This is a genomic window from Christiangramia fulva, from assembly GCF_003024155.1.
Taxonomy (GTDB): Bacteria; Bacteroidota; Bacteroidia; order Flavobacteriales; family Flavobacteriaceae; genus Christiangramia; species Christiangramia fulva.
The window spans coordinates 3971486-3991963 of record NZ_CP028136.1; the positions used below are offsets into that span (position 1 = coordinate 3971486).

19 protein-coding genes are annotated in these 20478 nt (G+C 41.4%); 11 read left to right on the top strand and 8 right to left on the bottom strand.

The genetic code is table 11. The features are described from left to right. Positions 1 to 5: 5 nt before the first annotated feature. The 4 genes from C7S20_RS17715 to C7S20_RS17730 form a co-directional block, all read right to left on the bottom strand. Complete coding sequence (locus C7S20_RS17715; protein WP_107013714.1) at positions 6 to 350, bottom strand: DUF2853 family protein; 345 nt, start codon at positions 348 to 350, stop codon at positions 6 to 8. 63 nt (positions 351 to 413) lie between these two features. Beyond that, a complete protein-coding gene (gene menD / locus C7S20_RS17720) occupies positions 414 to 2147 on the bottom strand; it encodes a 2-succinyl-5-enolpyruvyl-6-hydroxy-3-cyclohexene-1-carboxylic-acid synthase (RefSeq protein WP_107013715.1) in 1734 nt (577 codons plus the stop codon). Between the two features lie 107 nt (positions 2148 to 2254). Then, positions 2255 to 3409 (bottom strand): chorismate-binding protein, encoded by a 1155-nt coding sequence (locus C7S20_RS17725; protein ID WP_227009046.1) that lies wholly within the window; start codon positions 3407 to 3409, stop codon positions 2255 to 2257. Next, positions 3409 to 3831, bottom strand: a complete 423-nt coding sequence (locus C7S20_RS17730) for a PaaI family thioesterase (protein ID WP_107013717.1) — start codon at positions 3829 to 3831, stop codon at positions 3409 to 3411. Before C7S20_RS17730 ends, C7S20_RS17725 begins: the two co-directional genes overlap by 1 nt. 129 nt (positions 3832 to 3960) lie before the next feature. Here C7S20_RS17730 and C7S20_RS17735 point away from each other — a divergent pair, with 129 nt between their 5' ends. Both C7S20_RS17735 and C7S20_RS17740 read left to right on the top strand, forming a co-directional pair. Then, positions 3961 to 4596 carry an alpha/beta hydrolase gene (locus C7S20_RS17735; RefSeq protein ID WP_107013718.1) on the top strand — a complete coding sequence of 212 codons (636 nt, stop codon included), beginning with the start codon at positions 3961 to 3963 and terminating at the stop codon, positions 4594 to 4596. A gap of 115 nt (positions 4597 to 4711) precedes the next feature. Then, entirely contained in the window at positions 4712 to 5971 is a 1260-nt protein-coding gene (locus C7S20_RS17740; protein WP_107013719.1) for an Nramp family divalent metal transporter, read from the top strand. 133 nt (positions 5972 to 6104) lie between these two features. Here C7S20_RS17740 and dnaK read toward each other — a convergent pair whose 3' ends face one another. Then, a complete protein-coding gene (dnaK, locus tag C7S20_RS17745) occupies positions 6105 to 8036 on the bottom strand; it encodes a molecular chaperone DnaK (protein WP_107013720.1) in 1932 nt (643 codons plus the stop codon). A 215-nt stretch (positions 8037 to 8251) separates the two neighbouring features. On the opposite strand from dnaK, the gene C7S20_RS17750 reads away from it, so the two are divergent. The 4 genes from C7S20_RS17750 to C7S20_RS17765 all read left to right on the top strand — a co-directional run bounded on the left by C7S20_RS17750 (position 8252) and on the right by C7S20_RS17765 (position 12606). Continuing rightward, a complete protein-coding gene (locus tag C7S20_RS17750) occupies positions 8252 to 9685 on the top strand; it encodes an L-serine ammonia-lyase (protein ID WP_107013721.1) in 1434 nt (477 codons plus the stop codon). A gap of 8 nt (positions 9686 to 9693) precedes the next feature. Next, positions 9694 to 10392, top strand: coding sequence for a CPBP family glutamic-type intramembrane protease (locus C7S20_RS17755; protein WP_227009047.1), 699 nt, complete (start codon positions 9694 to 9696; stop codon positions 10390 to 10392). A 74-nt stretch (positions 10393 to 10466) separates the two neighbouring features. Then, positions 10467 to 11471, top strand: a complete 1005-nt coding sequence (locus C7S20_RS17760; RefSeq protein WP_107013722.1) for an alcohol dehydrogenase — start codon at positions 10467 to 10469, stop codon at positions 11469 to 11471. A gap of 91 nt (positions 11472 to 11562) precedes the next feature. Beyond that, positions 11563 to 12606: a formylglycine-generating enzyme family protein gene (locus tag C7S20_RS17765; RefSeq protein ID WP_107013723.1), complete on the top strand. Its 1044-nt coding sequence runs from the start codon at positions 11563 to 11565 to the stop codon at positions 12604 to 12606. On the opposite strand, the gene C7S20_RS17770 is transcribed toward C7S20_RS17765, so the two are convergent. Continuing rightward, complete coding sequence (locus C7S20_RS17770; protein ID WP_107014305.1) at positions 12603 to 13061, bottom strand: nuclear transport factor 2 family protein; 459 nt, start codon at positions 13059 to 13061, stop codon at positions 12603 to 12605. The two genes, C7S20_RS17765 and C7S20_RS17770, sit on opposite strands and share 4 nt — an antisense overlap. Before the next feature lie 64 nt (positions 13062 to 13125). On the opposite strand from C7S20_RS17770, the gene panB reads away from it, so the two are divergent. Together panB and C7S20_RS17780 are read left to right on the top strand one after the other, a co-directional pair. Then, positions 13126 to 13944 (top strand): 3-methyl-2-oxobutanoate hydroxymethyltransferase, encoded by an 819-nt coding sequence (gene panB, locus C7S20_RS17775; protein WP_107013724.1) that lies wholly within the window; start codon positions 13126 to 13128, stop codon positions 13942 to 13944. A gap of 70 nt (positions 13945 to 14014) precedes the next feature. After that, positions 14015 to 14716 (top strand): RluA family pseudouridine synthase, encoded by a 702-nt coding sequence (locus C7S20_RS17780; RefSeq protein WP_107013725.1) that lies wholly within the window; start codon positions 14015 to 14017, stop codon positions 14714 to 14716. Here C7S20_RS17780 and C7S20_RS17785 read toward each other — a convergent pair. Both C7S20_RS17785 and C7S20_RS17790 read right to left on the bottom strand, forming a co-directional pair. Further along, positions 14713 to 15582: a DMT family transporter gene (locus C7S20_RS17785; protein ID WP_107013726.1), complete on the bottom strand. Its 870-nt coding sequence runs from the start codon at positions 15580 to 15582 to the stop codon at positions 14713 to 14715. The two genes, C7S20_RS17780 and C7S20_RS17785, sit on opposite strands and share 4 nt — an antisense overlap. A 9-nt stretch (positions 15583 to 15591) precedes the next feature. Next, entirely contained in the window at positions 15592 to 17136 is a 1545-nt protein-coding gene (locus C7S20_RS17790; RefSeq protein ID WP_107013727.1) for a hypothetical protein, read from the bottom strand. Between the two features lie 147 nt (positions 17137 to 17283). Between C7S20_RS17790 and C7S20_RS17795 the strand changes: the two genes are divergently transcribed. Genes C7S20_RS17795 through leuD form a run of 3 tightly spaced genes read left to right on the top strand, consistent with a single transcriptional unit; the run spans position 17284 to position 20467 of the window. Further along, the gene (locus tag C7S20_RS17795; protein ID WP_107013728.1) at positions 17284 to 18456 is read left to right on the top strand and encodes a 2-isopropylmalate synthase; all 1173 of its coding nucleotides are present in this window, start codon (positions 17284 to 17286) and stop codon (positions 18454 to 18456) included. Positions 18457 to 18462: 6 nt separating this feature from the next. Beyond that, complete coding sequence (gene leuC / locus C7S20_RS17800) at positions 18463 to 19845, top strand: 3-isopropylmalate dehydratase large subunit (RefSeq protein WP_107014306.1); 1383 nt, start codon at positions 18463 to 18465, stop codon at positions 19843 to 19845. A gap of 4 nt (positions 19846 to 19849) precedes the next feature. Beyond that, complete coding sequence (leuD, locus tag C7S20_RS17805) at positions 19850 to 20467, top strand: 3-isopropylmalate dehydratase small subunit (RefSeq protein WP_107013729.1); 618 nt, start codon at positions 19850 to 19852, stop codon at positions 20465 to 20467. Positions 20468 to 20478 lie beyond the last annotated feature (11 nt).

A 20478-nucleotide genomic window follows, 5' to 3' on the forward strand; every position in this document is an offset into this window, starting at 1 on the left:
TTTTTTTATTTGAAAATATCTTCCTTTTTAAAATGCCTGGTAAGCAGGTAATACACTACTACCCTATATTTACTTCGGTTTGATTTGCCATATTTTTCCAGAACCTGGTTTAAAGCTTCATTCGCTTTAGCATCATCAGTTACACCCAGTTTTTTCTTCAGAAAGTTATTTTTTACAGTTTCAAGCTCCTCTTTACTTGAAGCCGAAACCGTCTCAGCATCGGCTTTATAGATGACCGGCCCGGCTGCTTCTGTGATTTTTCGGAGGAGATCAATATCAGGATCGCTCTCTCCTACTTTCGATTTCAAATCATCCAGATATTTTCCTACTTTTTCATCTAATTTGCTCATATTTAATTTTTTCTATTCAATAGAATATAAGCAATTACAAGGAAAGTAGGGCTTAGACGATTCTTAAGATTTCATAAAATTGAAATATTCAAGCAAGACCTCATCATTGGTTTTACGCGGAGTAAAGATTTCAAGCAAACGCGGTTTTTCAGATTTTTCAAAAAATCCATTTAGAGCATTTTTCAAAGTATCTTCAGAATCGGCGCTTCTATATTCAAAATCATACATCTCACAAAGTGGCCTGGCTTTCAGATTATGTACCGTTTCAAAGAAAGTATCAAAATTTTCAGAATTCTTATTTCCGGGCAAAATCCTGAATATCCCGCCTCCGCGGTTATTCAACACGATGATCCTTAAGTTTGGAGGAATGTAATTATTCCACAGGGCATTACTGTCATAAAAAAAGCTAAGATCACCGGTGACCAAAAGTACAGGTTCCCCCAGACTCACCGCTGCACCCACAGCTGTTGAAACACTGCCATCAATACCGCTGGTTCCGCGGTTACAATATATTTTCAAACTTTTATCCCACTGGAAAAGTTGCGCGTACCTGATGGTGGAACTGTTGCCGAAATGAATAATATTCCCCTCAGGAACTTCAGGAACTATGAGCTGCATCGCCTTTAGATCTGAATATTCAATTTCAGCCATATATTCTTCATGCCGCTTTTGCCGTTTTTTGCGCACATCTTTCCAGAATGCGGCGTAATCGCTTTCAATATCTTCAGTTAACGGAAAGAATTCACTGAAAAAGGAATTCACTTCAGTCTCAAAATGTTTATTCAGGCAGAAGAAGGTATTATAAGCTTTCTTCGGATCGATATGCCAGTGATTTTTAGGATTGAAATTGCGGAGAAAAGCCTTGATCTTTTTAGAAACAATCATTCCTCCAAAGGTGAGCAGGATATCTGGCTGAAGTTTTAAAAAGAGATCATCCCGGTTCATGTCCTTCTCAATAGGACCGATCAGCGTATCAATTCTTGTAAAAAATTCATCCTGGTGCAGATTAGACGTTGTTTCAGTAAAAACGATCACGCTCGGGTCTTTGGCCAGCTTATCCAGAAATTCCTGTTCTACGGCATTAGGCTGTTCGACACCTACAATCACCATTTTTCGTCGCGCGCTATTCCATACTTTCACGTAAGGATCCAGCTGTTTCGCCGTGTAAAACCTCTCTTTGATTTCAGGGAAAATCTGCAAAGGCTGTGCATTTACATCTTCAACGGTATCATATAAAGGCTCATAAAAAGGCACATTTATATGCACCGGCCCCTTCTCTTCTATCGCTTTGTTCAGGGCCAGATTAATTTCCCTTTCGTTATGCTTTTGAGCTTCGAATTGCTTCTGCTTAAGTTTTTCGTCTTTAGTTTCGGCTTCCAGCACAAGTTCAGAATATAAATTAGCCGAATAGAGAATATGGTTCTCAAAAACGTTTTTCTGACGAATTGTTTGTCCGTCGCCGATATCTATCCTTTCCACAGGCCTGTCTGCCGAAATCACCACCAGCGGAATATCGCTGTAAAATGCTTCAGAAATCGCCGGGTAATAATTCAGCAACGCTGATCCCGAGGTGCAAACAACGGCGACCGGTTTTTTAAGTTGCTGCGCCATTCCAAGGGCAAAAAAAGCCGCACAGCGTTCATCTACGATACTGTAAGCTTTTATATTGGAATGATGTGTAAAACCTATGGTAAGTGGCGCATTTCGCGAGCCTGGAGAAATAACAACATGTTTGATATCTTTTGCAACACATAAGGCTACGATAGAACGTGCCACTGGTATTTTGGAGTACTTCACAGAATCTTTTTTCTATTTTTAATTTGAAGTGCTTCTTTTTTGCACTTTTGATCTGCCGATCATTCAAAATTACAATTTACAACTAACTTGCTCTTAAGATTTGGAGCTTATTTAACAAGTATGGCCTTCATGGTCTGGGCCTTGTTTACCGTCTCCATCCATTCGCTGGTCGCGATGGAATCTTTTGTGATTCCGCCGCCAACAAAGAGGCTGGCATCACCTCCTTTTAACTCCAGACATCTAAGATTTACAAACAAACGTGTTGATTCAAAAATTGCTGAAAATTGCTGATTTTCCTGGTTTCTACTTCGGCTGCTGCGCTGTACCTGTGTTTTCAGGTTGAGTTCACCCAGAAAACCAGTATAAAATTTGCGGTTGTATCCTTCATTTTCAAGGATGAATTCTTTGGCTTTCTCTTTTGGAAGACCACATACCGCTGGGGTTGGATGAAGAGAATTGATTAGCGGAGCAATTCCGTTTTCATTTTTCTGAAAAGTGCCGGTGATATCGGTACAAATATGAAGCAGGTTTCCGGCTTTCAAAGTATAGGGATCAGATTTTTCGATACGTTCAATGCCATTATCTGCCAGGGTTTCCAGAATATAATCAGTCACAAGTTTTTGCTCTTCAATTTCTTTCTGCTCCCATTTAACCACCGACTGATTCCTGAATAGCTGCGTTCCAGCAAGAGCCATAGTTTTAAATCGGTTACGCTCGGTTTTCAGTAGTGTTTCAGGAGTTGCTCCCAGCCAGAAACCCGTTTCTGGATGGAACCACAAATAGGCAAAAGCAGATGAATACTTGTCGAGAAGATTCTTATAGATCCTAACTGGATCTGGATCATGAACCTGCACCGTTTCCTTTCGTGACAAAACCACCTTCTTTAAATGGCCATTTTTGATAGTATCAACAGCTTTCTGCACGAGGTTTTCATGATCTTTCTGATCTTTTTCCCTTTGCGGAAAATTCCCTTCCTGGAAGATTACTTCGGCCTGATCTTCGTCTACTTTACTTTCTGGATAATGTTGAAATTCAATTTTTTCAGCTTCCGTCGAAGGGATCAAATATATTTTTTCTTTATCTGAAAAAGGAGCAAAAACAAATCCGCTTTCCGAGAAATCTGAACAGGTAAAACTTTGGAAATTATTTTGAAGTAGAGCATGGACCCTTTGATTTTCCTCATTTGGAAACCGGTAAACCACAAAAGCATTTTTACTTTTAATATGATCTCTGAGCTTAGAAAAAAACTTTGCTTCCTCCATTATTTTCTTTCTTTTGGAAGGGAAATGGTCGTTAATTTTACCAGAGAAATTAGGTTTTCAGCTTCATCGGTGATCCTGATTTCCCATAGCTGTGTCGTGCGGCCTTTATGAATAAAAGAGGCCCTGGCAAAAACGTAACCTTCTTTAACAGATTTAAGATGATTTGCTGAAATTTCTATCCCCCGAATAAAAAAATCCTCCGTATTCAAAAAAACATAGCTTGCCATGCTTCCCACGCTTTCAGCCAAAGCCACACTGGCGCCGCCATGAAGAACTCCATCCGGCTGATGGACTCTGGGCGTCACCGGCATTTTGGCGATCATATAATCTTCCCCGGCATCTACAAACTCAATTTCGAGGGTTTCCATAAGTGTATTTTTACAGGCTTTTTTGGCAAGTGATATAATTTCCTGTTTCGTCATCTTTCAGAGATTGGTTATTTTTCAACAACTTTTTGAATTCTTACGGTCATTAAATTAAAGATCATTTCTTCAAAATTTAACCGAAAGAGAAATTCCAATTGGAAAGTAAAAATACAAAACAGCAAACAGATGAGCAGCGAAAAAAGCGTTTCTTACCAGATTAAGAATACTTATTCCACCTTAAATGAATTTACTCCAAAAACTAAACAGGTCTGGCTGGTTTTCCACGGAATTGGCTATTTAAGTCGGTATTTCCTGAAATACTTCAAGCACCTCGATAAAATTGAAAATTATATCATCGCTCCCCAGGCCCAGTCTAAATATTATTTGAATGGCGAATATAAACATGTAGGCGCCTCCTGGCTTACCCGGGAAAATCTGGAAGAAGGCATTGAAAATATGCTGAATTATCTCGATGCCGTTTATGAAGCCGAGAATTTATCTGAAGTTGAAAATCTGAATATTTTCGGCTATTCCCAGGGAGTTTCGGTAGCTACAAGATTTGTCGCAAGACGAAAAATTCAATGTAAAAATTTGATCATGCACTCCGGAAAAGTCCCGGAAGAGCTGAAAACCGAAGATTTTGCTTTCCTGAAAAATACCAGGTTCAGATTTATCTATGGTCTAAAAGATGAGTATTTGAAATCAGGTATTGTAAAAGTAGAAGAAGAACGGCTGCAAAAATTATTTCCAAAAGACCTGGAAATTCTGACTTTCCAAGGTGGTCATGAAGTAAATACTGAAATGATCTCAAAATTTGCTTAATTTCATGTAAAATTTAATGTTATTGCGAGCCGTCGGAGACTTAGAAACAATCTGAAGTTAGAGATTACTTCGCTGCCTACGGGCAGGCGCTCGTAATGCCCGATAACAAGGTTAGATGAAACAAAACACCTCCCAAAAAACATCTATTTTCAAAGGCCTCGGACCCGGATTATTACTTGCCGGCGCTGCCATTGGCGTTTCCCATCTCGTGCAGGCAACACGCGCAGGAGCTGACTACGGATTTCTGCTGATCTGGGTGCTCGCACTCGCCTGTATCACCAAATATCCCTTTCTCGAATTTGGTCCCAGATACGCAGCCGCGACCGGTGACCATCTCATTCATGGATATAAGAAAATGGGCAAATTTCCTTACTGGACCTTTATTTTAATCACCGTAGGCAGCATGTTTATCATCCAGGCCGCGGTGACCATTGTAACTGCCGGACTGGCGGAAAGGCTCTTTGGAATGGGATGGGATAATTTTACCTGGAGCTTCGTAATTATCGGCCTCTGTATTCTTTTGCTTTTAATTGGGAAATATCCCGCCCTGGATAAGGCGATGAAAATAATCGTTAGCGTACTTGGTCTTGCTACTTTGACAGCGGTAATACTGGCCTTCGGGGAAGGAAGATTAGATCAGGCTTTAGAAATGGAAGCTCCCGCTGTCTGGAATAAAGTAGGGATCGCTTTTATCATTTCTTTTATGGGATGGATGCCTATTCCGTTGGACGCCTCGGTCTGGCATTCTATCTGGACCAGGGAAAAAGCGATTTCCAATAAAAGCAAGACGAGCCTCCGGGAGGCTTTTGCCGATTTCAATATCGGTTACCTGGCTGCGGCTTTTATCGGACTCCTTTTCTTTTTAATGGGGGTCTTGATCATGTTTGGTAGCGGAATTAGTTTCTCTGGAAGCGCAGTTGAATTCTCCGGGCAGTTGATCGATCTCTACGGAAAGACCCTTGGCGACTGGAGTAAACCCATAATTGCGGTGGCGGCCTTTATCGCCATGTTCTCCACTACACTCGCAGTCACAGATGCATTTCCACGGGTAATCGCTGAAATTTTCGCCGAAGAAAAACAGTCTACAGAATCCCAAAAATGGAAAAATTACCGTTGGAATGTTTTCCTCATTCCCGGACTTTCCCTGCTTATTCTGTACTTTTTTACGGCTTCTTTTACCGTCTTGATCGATTTTGCGACGGCTCTTTCATTCATCTCGGCACCATTTCTTGCCTGGTTCAATTACAGGCTTATCACAGGAAAACAAACTCCTGAAGAAGCAAAACCGGGAAAAGCATACCGGATTTTCAGTGTTCTATGCCTGGTTGTATTGGTTCTTTTTAATCTGGTGTACATCTACACTTTATTTCAATAAAAAAACCCGCGAATTTCGCGGGTTTTCAATTTATAATAGTCGTTTAAGATATCCTTCGCTAAACTCAGGATAAGCCCGCCTACCGACAGGCAGGCGATTCACAAAATTTTGCGAGGCAAAATTTGTTCTCTGCTTACTTGACTTCTTCGAAATCTACATCTTCCACGTCGTCTCCGTCTTTAGAGCTTCCGCCTTCAGCAGCTCCGCCCTGAGCTCCGGTTGCACCTTGCTGTGGTCCTCCGGCTTGCCCGCCCTGAGCATCTGCCTGTGCTTTGTACATTTCTTCTGAAGCTGTTTTCCAGGCTTCATTGATCTTGTCTAAAGCAGGCTGAATGGTTTCAAGTTCTTTAGTTTCGTAAGCTTTCTTAAGCTCTTCCAACGCATCTTCGATCGGTTTTTTCTTTTCATCAGAAAGTTTATCACCGAATTCTTTCAGCTGTTTTTCAGTCTGGAAGATCATTGCATCCGCTTCGTTAAGCTTATCAACTTTCTCTTTGGCTTTCTTATCGGTTTCAGCATTGGCCTCAGCCTCTTTCTTCATTTTTTCGATTTCCTCTTCGGTCAATCCTGAAGAAGCTTCGATACGAATATCCTGAGACTTGCCAGTTGCTTTATCGGTAGCGCTAACTTTAATAATACCATTGGCATCGATGTCAAAAGTCACTTCAATTTGAGGTGTTCCTCTTGGCGCTGGTGGAATTCCGTCTAAATGAAACCTACCAATTGTTTTATTATCGGCTGCCATTGGACGTTCTCCTTGAAGCACATGGATCTCAACTGAAGGCTGATTGTCGGCCGCAGTAGAGAAAATTTGTGACTTCTTGGTAGGGATAGTTGTATTGGCTTCGATAAGTTTGGTGTTCACTCCTCCCATGGTTTCAATACCTAAAGAAAGTGGAGTTACGTCAAGAAGCAATACATCTTTCACATCTCCGGTAAGTACACCACCCTGGATCGCAGCACCAATTGCCACAACCTCATCTGGGTTTACTCCTTTCGAAGGTTTTTTTCCGAAGAATTTTTCAACTTCTTCCTGAATTTTTGGGATTCGGGTAGAACCACCTACAAGTATTACCTCATCGATATCGCTTTTGGAAAGCCCGGCATCGCTAAGCGCTTTTTTAACGGGATCCATAGACCTTTTTACAAGGTCATGAGCTAATTGTTCAAATTTAGAACGGGTGATTGTTTCCACGAGGTGTTTTGGTCCGCTTGCAGTCGCAGTCACGTATGGCAGGTTGATTTCGGTTTGAGTAGAAGAGGAAAGCTCAATTTTAGCTTTCTCAGCAGCTTCTTTCAAACGCTGAAGTGCCATAGGATCTTTTCTAAGGTCGATATCTTCCGCTTTTTGGAAAGTATCGGCCAGATAATCGATCAATACTTCATCAAAATCGTCACCACCAAGGTGGGTATCCCCATTTGTAGAAAGCACTTCAAATACACCATCTCCTAATTCAAGAATGGAAATATCAAAAGTACCACCACCAAGGTCATATACAGCGATCTTCTGATCCTGTGATTTTTTATCAAGTCCATAAGCCAGTGCCGCAGCAGTTGGCTCGTTGATGATTCTTCTTACTTTAAGACCCGCGATCTCACCGGCTTCTTTGGTCGCCTGGCGCTGAGAGTCATTAAAGTAGGCAGGTACGGTGATAACCGCTTCTGTAACATCCTGACCAAGATAATCTTCAGCCGTTTTCTTCATCTTCTGAAGGATCATTGCTGAAAGTTCCTGCGGTGTATACATACGTCCGTCCACATCTACACGTGGAGTATCGTTATCACCTTTCTTTACGGTATAGGCAACTCTTCCTGCTTCTTTTGAAGATTCAGAGAATTTGTTCCCCATAAATCTCTTTATAGAGGAAATAGTTTTTTGCGGGTTGGTTACTGCCTGACGTTTAGCAGGATCTCCTACTTTTATTTCGCCACCTTCGACAAATGCAATTACTGAAGGTGTGGTTCTTTTTCCTTCGGCATTGGGTATTACCGTTGGCTCGTTACCTTCCATTACGGCAACACAGGAGTTGGTAGTACCCAAGTCAATTCCAATTACTTTACTCATAATTATATAACTTGTTTTTACGTTAGTTTTTCCGTTTTACAATCACTTGAAGTCAATCACTATGCCAGCACAGATCTTATGACAGGTTGTCACATTTTTTGTAATGCATTGTCATTTCCGTAATTCCGAAAAAAAAGTCTCTTTTATTATTTTCTCTGAATTCCATGCTGAGCATTAACAATTCCGTATTTTTGCAGCAAAATATATTATCCTGAATGCGAAAAATTGAATGCATAAGTGTTTTCGATATGCTGAAGATCGGCGTCGGGCCTTCTAGTTCCCATACCCTGGGACCATGGCGGGCAGCTCAGCGTTGGATTGCCGAATTAAAGGCAAAAAACCATTTCGAAGAGGTAGAGAAAATTCACGTTGACCTTTACGGCTCTTTAAGTCTTACCGGAAAAGGCCATGCCACCGATATTGCCACTATTTTAGGATTATTGGGCCATGATCCTGTCACCATGGATATCTCGATTATCGAAGCAGAAATCGAAAATTTAGAACAAACAGGAAAACTCAATTTTAACCACGAACGTGAGATTCCATTTTCGTTTCAGGAAGATGTAAAGTTCAACCGGAAATTTCTCGAATTTCATCCAAACGGGATCACTTTTCGAGCAATTCTGAAAGACGGAAAAAAAACAAGTTCTTCCTTTTATTCCATAGGCGGCGGATTTGTAGTAAAAAAAGAACGTAAAAATGCGAGCAGGAAAATGAAGAATTTTCAGGAATTTCCTTTTCCTGTGGAAAAAGCAACCGAGCTCCTCGCCTACTGTAAAGCTGAAAATAGAAATATTTCTGAGATTGTCCTGGAAAATGAACGTTCACTGCGCACCGATGAAGAAATCGATGCCGGTCTTCGCCAAATCTGGAATGTCATGCTGGAATCGATGTACATTGGCTGCCATACTCCTGGAACCCTACCCGGTGGGCTGAATGTAAAACGTCGCGCTTTCGAAATGCACCAGCGCCTTATTGGCGATCAAAAATATGATTCTCCTGAAGAGTGGATCACTTCCATCAGGAATACCGAGGTGAAATTTCGCCAGATTCTGAAATGGGTGAGCTGTTTTGCTTTAAGCGTAAATGAGGTAAATGCTTCGCTTGGCCGCGTGGTTACGGCGCCTACCAACGGAAGCGCAGGTACTGTTCCCGCTGTTCTTATGTATTATATGGTAATCGAAAACCATGATGCCGGTTTCGAAGAGATCAAGAAATTTATGCTGGTAGCCGGAGAAGTTGGCAGTCTTTTCAAAAAAGGCGCTACCATTTCTGCAGCGATGGGTGGCTGTCAGGCTGAAATTGGGGTTTCTTCTGCCATGGCAGCCGGAGCTTTGACCCAACTCCTGGGGGGAACTCCAGAGCAGGTGCTTATGGCCAGCGAGATCGCCATGGAACATCATCTGGGGCTCACCTGTGACCCGATCGCCGGCCTCGTCCAGATTCCCTGTATCGAAAGGAATGCTATGGGTGCTATAAAGGCGATTAATGCTGCGGAAATTGCTCTGGAAAGCGATGCCAGCCGGGCCAAAGTTCCCCTCGACAAAGTCATCGAAACCATGTGGGATACGGCAAAAGACATGAATAAGAAATATAAGGAAACCTCTGAAGGCGGCCTGGCGGTGAAGGTTAGTCTTAGTGACTGTTAACATCCCAATTGGAAAATATAGAAAATACCGGCCCCGACTTACCTGCAAAGCTCAAAAACCTTTTCAGGAATTTTTCATTAATGATCGGTTCTTACTTTTTGTTTTTCATGCTTTTGAGTTTTTTACATTCCTGGTTTCCCGGGCTGGACCTGGAACAATACCAGCAGTCAGAGCTTTTCGAAATGATGAAAAAGAGTCCGTGGAAATTCTTTTTCCTGGCGGCAATCGCGGCTCCTGTAATGGAAGAAAGCATCTTCAGAAGTCTGGTCAAACCTTCAGTTGCCGATATTAAACTTTTTCTTTGTGCCCTTTTATTTATTGGCGCTCTTGCTATAATTCCTGAAAAAGCGAACTGGATTTTGCGCTATACCCTTGTTTTTATCACAATTTCGCTTTTTTACTACGCGATGGGCGAATTAATTCCCGAAAAATATTTCCTTAAAATTTCCGACCTTTTGAAGCGATGGTATCTTCCCTTTTGGCTCGTGGGAGCCGTGATCTTCGGAATGGTGCACGTCTTCAATTATGTAGAAGGACTTTATTTCGATCTTGTTCTATTCATCCTCATTTTCCCGCGGATCATTGCAGGATTTTTCTGCGGAAAGATCAAAATTGAAAATCGCGGTATCTTCTGGCCAATTCTTCTCCACAGCATGAACAATTCCATAGTACTTTTGTTAATGTATCCTTTTTCTGAAGGGGTTTAACAAAGAATTAAAAATCATTTAATGCCTTCTTTCGTAACTTCAGCTTCAGCAAAAAAATTAAATAAAAACAGTCTATGAAAGCAGCAGTTATTGAAAAAGCAGGTGGTGATTTTATCATAAAAGATGTTGATAAACCAAAACCTGGTGAAAATGAAATATTGATCAAAGTGGAAGCATGCGGAATTTGTCACAGCGACAATTTTGTAAAAGCAGGCGGATTTCCCGGACTTGAATATCCTCGAATCCCTGGCCATGAAGTGGTGGGAATTGTAGAGGAAGTCGGTGCAAATGTTTCCAACTGGAAGAAAGGTCAGCGTGTGGGTGTTGGCTGGCATGGCGGACATTGTTTTGAATGTGAACCCTGTCGCCGCGGAGATTTTATCAATTGCGAAAACGGAAAAGTAAGTGGAATTTCTTATGACGGTGGATACGCTGAATATATGACCGCACCAAAAGAGGCGATAGCCGCAATCCCGGAAGAACTCTCTTCGGCAGATGCCGCGCCATTACTTTGTGCCGGGATCACCGTTTATAATGCCTTGAGAAATTCAGGTATTCGTGCTGGTGATCTTGTTGCCGTGCAGGGAATTGGAGGGCTTGGTCACCTCGCGATACAATACGCTTCAAAAATGGGTATGCGAACAGTGGCAATTTCACATAATGACAAGAAAAAAGATCTGGCATCAAAACTGGGAGCCCATCATTATATCAATACCGGTGAGAAAAATGGCGCCGAAGAACTTCAAAAATTAGGCGGTGCCAGGCTCATTCTTGCAACAGCACCATATAGCGATGCGATTACTTCGGTTGTTGATGGTCTGGGAATTGACGGTAAATTACTCATGGTCGCAGCAACAGGAGAGCCTATTGAAGTTTCACCCATGCAATTATTGATGGGAAGGAAATCAGCTGCCGGTTGGCCAAGCGGAACAGCAATGGATTCTGAAGACACTTTGAAATTCAGCGCCATGACCGGTACAACACCGATGATCGAAGAATTTCCCCTCGATAAAGCTAATGAAGCTTTTGAGAGAATGATGAATAATGAAGCACGTTTCAGAATTGTACTGAAACCATAGTTTTTTTAATAAATTTCTTAAAACCGGAAATTTCATTCACTTGATTTTCCGGTTTTTTTATGCCTATCTTTGCGCATTATTTTGACAAAAAATGTCCTTCAGCTTTCGTTTCTTCATAATTACAGTTCTTGCAGGTCTTCTGTTTACCGGCTGCCAGGAAAACAAGAAAAACACACCCATCAATGTGGTGGAAAGCAAACCCGTCATTCCGCACAATGATTATTATAAAAAATACATGCGGGAGATTTCATTTATAAAAACAAGAGCCGATTCCGCTTCGACAAAAGGAATGCTAAAGATCAAAGGTGGGGATTATATGATGGGTTCCAGCGACAGCCTGGGAAAAAGGGATGAATATCCACGACATCAGGAAACAGTCAAAGATCTGTGGGTTGACAAAACCGAAGTTACCAACGCGCAATTCAGGGAATTTGTTGAAGCAACCGGTTATGTTACCACTGCCGAACGTTCCTTCGAAATAAATGGTAAAAAATACGAACCCGGCTCACTGGTTTTCGATCCCACAAACCCAAGATATTGGTGGAAGTTCACAAAAGGCGCTAACTGGAAACATCCTGAGGGTCCCGATACAAATATTAAAGGCAAAGATGATTACCCGGTGGTGCAGGTTTCCTGGTATGATGCTATGGCCTATGCCAAATGGGCTGGTAAAAGATTACCTACCGAAGCCGAATTTGAGTATTTGAATCGCGCGGGAAACGATACTATTATTTATAATTGGGGAAATGATTTTTCAGTCGCAACCGAAAAGGCTAATTTCTTCCAGGGCGATTTCCCGTTTCAGAATTTTGTTGAAGATCATTACGAAAAAGCTGCGCCGGTTAAAAGTTTTCCCGCTAATAATTTCGGCCTCTATGACACTACCGGAAATGTTTGGGAATGGTGTCTTGACACTTATTATCCCGATGCTTATTTGATGTTGAGAGTTCGCGAAAACGGTTATTTTAAAGACTACGAAAACCGGAATCAGGAAAAAGTGATTCGCGGTGGATCTTTTTTATGCAGCGAAAGTTATTGTAAAGGTTACCGCACCTCAACCCGAATGAGTTCTGCACCCGACAGCGGACTCGAACATACCGGTTTTAGATGTGTCAGGGATGTGAAAAAGTCTTAATCGCAGTCTTTGGTGCGCGTATCGATAAGATAAGCGATCTTCCACTCCCCGTCCAGTTTCACCAGTGTAAAACTGTTTACTCCGCAATGGGTTCTGCTTCCGTTAAAATAGAAAGTATAAGGAGTAGTCACCGTTGCCAGGGCATTGTTATTTTCTTCAATTCTGAATTCATGTAGTTTTTCCTGAAAAGAAGCGTCCTTCGGAATAGACGCAATTCCTTTTAGAAATTTTTCATAGCTATCGGTATGCAGCGCCGTATTGCCTTCCGCATCTATCGAAATTGACTGAAGTATGGTACTTTCCAGTGCAAATTCTTTCAGTTTAACGGTATCCTGCTGATGAAAGGCTTCAAAGAAATCTTCAACCATTTTTTTCGGAGTATTTTCCGAATCTTTGCTTTGGGAAAATGCCGCCATACCGATTAAAATTAAGCTCAGGAAAAATAATCTTTTCATGAATGGTTGTTTTTGATTGTGGTGGCCGAATTTACTACTTTTACTCAAATTTAAAGAAATCCGGATGTCTGTTGCGAAAAAAGAATATAAGCGAATTACCACCAAATCTTTAGTAGATATGAAAGCGAATGGCGAAAAGATCGCCATGCTAACCGCCTACGACTACTCTATGGCTAAAATAGTGGATGGCGCAGGCATCGACGTGATTCTCGTGGGTGATTCAGCCAGCAACGTGATGGCCGGTCATGAAACTACCCTTCCAATCACGCTGGACCAGATGATCTATCATGCCACCAGTGTGGTAAGAGCTATAAATAGGGCCCTAGTAGTCGTTGATCTTCCCTTCGGAAGTTACCAGAGCGATCCAAAAGAAGCCCTTCGTTCAGCTATTAGAATTATGAAAGAGAGCGGCGCACATGCGGTAAAACTTGAAGGCGGAAAAGAGGTAAAAGAATCGGTGAAAAGGATCCTTAACGCCGGGATACCTGTAATGGGACACCTGGGATTGACTCCCCAGTCTATTTACAAATTTGGGACTTACACCGTTCGGGCAAAGGAAGACCAGGAAGCTGAAAAATTGAAAAGCGATGCGAAGATGCTTGAAAAAATTGGTTGTTTTTCCATCGTTTTGGAGAAAGTACCAGCAAAATTGGCAAAAGAGGTGGCCGAAAGCATCAGTATTCCTGTAATTGGGATCGGTGCCGGAAACGGGGTTGACGGGCAGGTCCTGGTTGTTCACGACATGCTGGGAATGACCCATGAATTCAATCCGCGTTTTTTAAGAAGATATGCCGATCTTCATTCTGAAATGACCACAGCTTTTGAAAATTACCGGGACGACGTGAAGAGTAAAGACTTCCCTTCAGATGAAGAGCAGTATTAAATCAATTGGCAATTAGCAATTATCAATTAACAGTTAAAAATTTGGACAGGTCTGAAAATATTTTCCGGTTTTGAGTTCAGAAACCGGGCATTCTAATAAAGATAATCTTCAGGTTCTTTATGAAGATAACCATATTATCGTCGTGAATAAACGTCCCGGCGACATCGTTCAGGGTGACAAAACCGGTGATAAGCCGCTTAGCGAAGTTGTAAAATCTTTTCTGAAAGAAAAATATAACAAACCCGGGAATGTCTATTTAGGAGTGGTTCACCGCCTGGACCGCCCAACCAGCGGGATCGTCTTATTTTCTAAAACCTCCAAAGCCCTTCCTCGGTTGAACAAACTCTTTCAGAATAAAGATGCCGAAAAGACCTATTGGGCGATTGTCAAAAATGCGCCACCAAAACAACAGGATGAACTTGTCCATTTTCTAAAACGCAACCCAAAACAGAACAAATCTTACGCCCATATCAACGAAGTTCCTGGAAGTAAAAAAGCGAGTCTTGATTATAAAATTCTGAAGGAACTTGACAATTATTACCTTTTGGAAGTCAATCTTCACACCGGCCGGCATCATCAAATTCGCAGTCAGCTTTCGGCGATCGGCTGCCCCATAAAAGGCGATTTAAAATACGGTTTTGACCGGAGTAACAAAGACGCCAGCATCCATCTTCACGAGCGTGAGCTCAGATTTATTCATCCGGTGAAAAAAAATCAAATTCACATAATTGCTCCGCCGCCCGATGATCCTTTATGGAATGCCTGTTTCTAAGCTTTTTTATAAGAAACCAGATTTTCTATAACTACCGCGCTGATGATCAGAATTCCTCCTAAAATGGTCATTAGTTGTGGAACTTCATCCAGGAAAATAATCGCCAGTAAAATTCCGTAGACCGGCTGAATACTGCTCATAATACTTGCCGCGGTTACGGTAAAATTTCTGAAACTGTTCAGGAAAAGTGTATGGCCGATACAGGTGGTGAGAATCGCCAAAATTAAAAGCGGTTTCCACTGGGTTATTACCGGTGTGAATTCTGAAAAAAACAGAACCGGGGATAGACAAATACAAATGGTAACAATCTGGTAAAACATCAAAGTAGTACCGTTATATTTTGAAATCTGATTCTTCATCAGGATATTCCGGAGCGCATAGAAAACAGAAGAAATCACTCCTAAAATCACAGCGATAAAATAATCGTTTTCGAAGTCCAGATCTGGGCTCAGCAAATAGATTCCTGCCAGCACCAGTACTCCCAGTGCGAGATGGATTTTATTAAAAGATGTTTTAAGGAGAATTGGTTCCAGGAAAGCGGTAATCACAGGATAAGTAAAAAGAGAAAGCAAACCAATCGCCACATTTGAAAGCTGCAATGAGTAAAAGTAGGTGATCCAGTGAGCTCCGAACAGGAATCCGCCTAAAATTATCTTCAAAAGATCTCTTTTGCTTTCTATTTTTAAACTGATCTTTCGCCACCTGATAAGAATGTAAAAAACCACCGCGGCAATAAGCGTTCGGTAAAAAATAATTACCACCGGATCCAGCGTAATATAACGCCCTAATACCCCGGAAGTACTTATAAACAGTACGGCCAGGTTTAAAAAAAGAATGTTGGTAAAATATTGCTTATCTCTTGCCAAAAACTTGAATTATCGGGATATTTCCTGGTTCTTTTCTTTGATGATCTCTTTTACCGGGCGGTTTTGGATCTTGCTCTCCAGCCAGGAAATAATATCCAGGTACAAATAGGCCCTTTTTTCATAAGGATGATTTTCGAATTCCTTGAGTTTGGAATGCAGTTTTCTGAATTCATCTTTGATATCCAGGGGAGAAACATCGGGTAAATTCCGTAAAAATTTTATCATTTCCTTTTGAACCTCATGAAGGTCATTCATTTTGATCAGGAACTTATAGGTAGATTTCACCAGGCTATCCAGATGATAATCCAGACCACCTTCGTAATGCGCGACAAGATTAAGAATGCGTGCAAAACACATCAGATCTTCACGCATTTCCAGAGATTTATTATTGATGATCTTTTTCAGAAAAACGATACATTTTTTGTTATCTCCATCACCAAAATACAAACAGGCGATCTTATAATAAAAGATCATAATGTGGTGTTCGTCCAGGCGATCCTGAAATTTGGCTATTTTCTGAACGATTTTTTCAACAAGCTCATCGGCATTTCCAAAATGGCCTTTCATGAACCTAAGATTTAGCTTGTTGGAGTAAACATATAAAAAGGAAAGCGCCGCAATATTGTCGTCATGCGGGATCTTGGGATCTCGTAAAGCTTCTTCAAGGTGCCTGAGGGTTTTTTCAAACAGCGCGGTATGGTTCAAATAAAAAAGCGATTCGAGCAAATAGTGATTTCCTTTTAAATAAGAAACGGGGTGAATAGGAATAAGGTGTTCGTATTCTCTAAAAAGATCATTCCACTTCATCGAATATCGATAACAGCCTAGAAAATCCTGGATGAGGAAACTGTACCACAAATGGGCCTTAAAAAGCCATAAGCGTTCCCTGAAACCCAATTCGTTAAAAGTATATTCCGGTAATTGTTTATGAAAATAATCTTTTATTTCCTGCGCCTCGGCAGCAGTACGGCAATAACCCAGCTTTAAAAAGATCGAATACAATTCCAGGGAAAGATTCGATAATTTTCCCGAAATCATATTAAGTCTACCGAGTTCTTCGGTTTGCCTGATAAGGGTCTCGGCCCGGTTTTTTATACTTCGGGTGATATATTGAGATTCAATGATCTTTTCCAATTCAAGGATCTCATAAGCGACATTCTTTTCTTCGTAAGTAAGTGCCAGGGATTTCACCTTATCGAGCAATTTCAGGCTCTGCTTATAAAGTCCCTTGTGATAAAGGATCCACGCGAAATCTAATTGTTCCCTTATCTGAATTGGAATATCCTGGTGCGCCGGATTTAACCGAAGTGAAATCAGTAATTGTTTGTACAAATGGGATTTTACATTAGACAATTGCTGTTTACTGATCTTCGTATTCTTTAAAATCTCCTTTTCATCATACTTTTTCTGACGTGAGATCACCTTGTAAAGATTGAGGAATTTACTATCGGCATTAACCCCTATTCGCCCGACATATAATGAGAATTGTCTCTTTTCTGAAGCCGATAAGGACTTAATAAGAGAAAAAAGATTTTCAGTAAGATCATTGGTCATTGTAACAAAAATATTCGTAAAATCCTGTTATACAGTGTTTTATTCATGTAAAATTCAAAGTTAAGTGTCGTAATACCTTAAGATAAAGCAACCTGAACGCTCCTGCATTCAATACTTTAGATAAAGATAAAGTAAAAAAAACCGCTTATGAACACAGAAAAGGTAGAAATTTTTGACACTACATTGAGGGATGGCGAGCAGGTCCCGGGCTGCAAACTGAATACTCAGCAAAAATTAAAAATCGCTGCCAGGCTGGATGAATTAGGAGTTGATGTTATAGAAGCAGGTTTTCCGGTATCGAGTCCGGGAGATTTTCAATCGGTCACCGAAATTTCCAAACTGGTCAGAAATGCATCCGTATGCGGTCTCACCAGGGCGGTGAAAAACGATATCGAAGTGGCCGCCCAGGCTCTGAAATATGCAAAAAAACCTAGAATACATACGGGAATAGGAACTTCTGATTCCCACATCAAATATAAATTCAAATCTTCGCGGGAAGAGATCATCCATCGCGCTGCCGAAGCTGTAAGTTATGCCAGAAGCTTTGTAGATGATGTTGAATTCTATGCGGAAGATGCCGGTAGAACCGACAATGAATTTCTTGCAAAGGTTTGTACCGAAGCCGTAAAAGCCGGTGCAACCGTTCTAAATATTCCCGATACCACCGGATATTGCCTTCCGGAAGAATACGGCAAAAAGATCAAATATTTAAAAGATCATGTTGAAGGAATTGAAAATGTTATTATTTCCTGCCATTGTCATAATGACCTGGGCTTGGCCACTGCCAATGCCATTGCCGGTGTTATGAACGGCGCCCGCCAGATCGAATGTACTATTAATGGTATTGGAGAACGCGCCGGAAATACTGCTTTAGAAGAAGTAGTGATGATCCTTCGCCAGCATCCAACACTATTCTTAAACACACAGATCAATCCAAAACTTCTTTTCGATACCAGTAAAATGGTTTCCCGTGAAATGGGAATGCTGGTTCAGCCTAATAAGGCCATTGTAGGAGCCAATGCATTTGCCCACAGCTCGGGCATTCACCAGGATGGCGTGATCAAAAATCGCGAGACCTATGAAATAATGGACCCCTCAGATGTAGGTGTTACTGAATCGGCTATTGTTCTTACCGCAAGAAGCGGTAGGGCAGCTTTGGCATATAAAGCCAAGAAAATGGGTTACGACCTTACCAAACTGGAACTGGATGTTGTTTACAGCGAATTTTTGAATTTCGCCGATGAGAAAAAAGAAGTGGCTGATCACGACATTCACACAATAATGGAAATTTACAGAAAGAACGCAAGGGCAATTGCCTAAATGAATATGAAGAAAACTTTATTTGATAAAATATGGGACGCCCATGTGGTGGAAAGTATCCCAAACGGACCGGACATCCTGTACATCGATAAGCATCTGATACATGAGGTCACGAGTCCGCAGGCATTTAATGAATTAAAAGAAAGAGAAATTCCTGTTTTCAGGCCGGATAAGATCGTTGCAACTGCCGATCATAACACACCCACTGAAAATCAGCATCTGCCGGTAAAAGATTTATTGTCTCGAAAACAGTTGAAGGAACTTTCTCAAAATTGTGAAGAAAACAATATTACTTTATATGGACTTGGCCATCCTTACAATGGGATCGTACATGTAATGGCTCCCGAACTTGGTATTACCCAACCGGGAATGACCATTGTTTGCGGTGACAGCCATACTTCTACTCACGGAGCTTTTGGAACCATTGCCTTTGGGATTGGGACTAGCCAGGTTTCCCAGGTTTTCGCGAGCCAGTGCCTGCTCGTAGAAAAGCCGAAGAAGCTGAGAGTAAACGTAAATGGAAAACTGAAAAAAGGAGTCCTCCCGAAAGATGTGATCCTTTATATCATCAGCCAGATCGGCACCAATGCCGGTACCGGTTATTTCTGTGAATACGCCGGAAATGTTTTTGAAGAGATGTCTATGGAAGGCCGTATGACGGTTTGTAATATGAGCATCGAAATGGGCGCCCGCGGCGGTTTGATCGCTCCTGATGAAACCACTTTTGAATATGTAAAAGGAAAGGAATTCGCTCCAAAAGGTGATGAATTTGACAAACAGGTTGCTTACTGGAAAACCTTGAAAACCGATGCAGATGCCGAATTTGATAAAGAATTCAACTTCGATGCGGAAGATATCGAACCGATGATCACCTACGGAACGAATCCGGGGATGGGAATAAAGATTACCGGTGCTATTCCACTGGAAGGAGGAAAAAGCGATGCAAAAGCATTGGCATATATGGGTTTTAAACCGGGCGAAAGTTTACTGAATAAACCTATCAACTGGATATTTATTGGCAGTTGTACCAATTCCAGAATTGAAGATTTCCGCGAAGCGGCGAAATATATTAAAGGCCGACAAAAAGCTGAAAATGTAAACGCTTTGATCGTTCCTGGATCGAGACAGGTCGCCTCCCAGATAAAATCTGAAGGCCTTGATAAGATCTTTGAAGACGCCGGTTTTAAATTAAGACAACCCGGCTGTTCGGCATGTTTGGCCATGAATGATGATAAGATTCCTGAAGGGGAATATTGTGTTTCTACCAGCAACCGTAATTTTGAAGGCCGTCAGGGACAGGGCTCAAGAACAATTCTTGCAAGCCCGCTTACAGCCGCTGCTACAGCAGTAGCAGGAAAACTGGTAGATTTCACCCAAAATTTGAATTGATCTAATGGAAAAATTTATAACACTAAAAGATACCGTAGTACCTCTGGATTCAGAAAATGTGGATACCGATCAGATCATTCCTGCCCGTTTTTTAAAAGCTACCGATAAAGCAGGTTTTGGAGATAATCTTTTCAGAGACTGGCGATATAATAAGGATGGTTCAGAAAATAAAGATTTCGTCCTGAACGATCCAACTTATTCCGGAAGCATCCTGGTAGCCGGAAACAATTTTGGTTGCGGCTCCAGCCGGGAACATGCCGCGTGGGCGATCAAAGGTTTCGGATTTAAAGCTGTTATTTCAAGCTATTTCGCCGATATTTTCAAAGGAAACGCCCTGAATAACGGCGTCCTTCCGGTTCAGGTTAGTCCGGAATTCCTTCAGAAAATATTCGTTGCGGTAACTAAGGATCCATCGGAAAAAATTAAAATTGATCTCGAAAATCAGGAAGTCGAATTGACAGGAAGCGGTGAAAAGGAACATTTTGACATCGATCCTTACAAAAAGACCTGCCTGATGAATGGATACGATGACATTGATTTTCTGGTGAGCAAATTAGATGTGATCAGGAAATTTGAAAAAAAACATTCCGGTAAAGACAAAAAACTGGAAAAAACATATTAAAAAATTCTAAG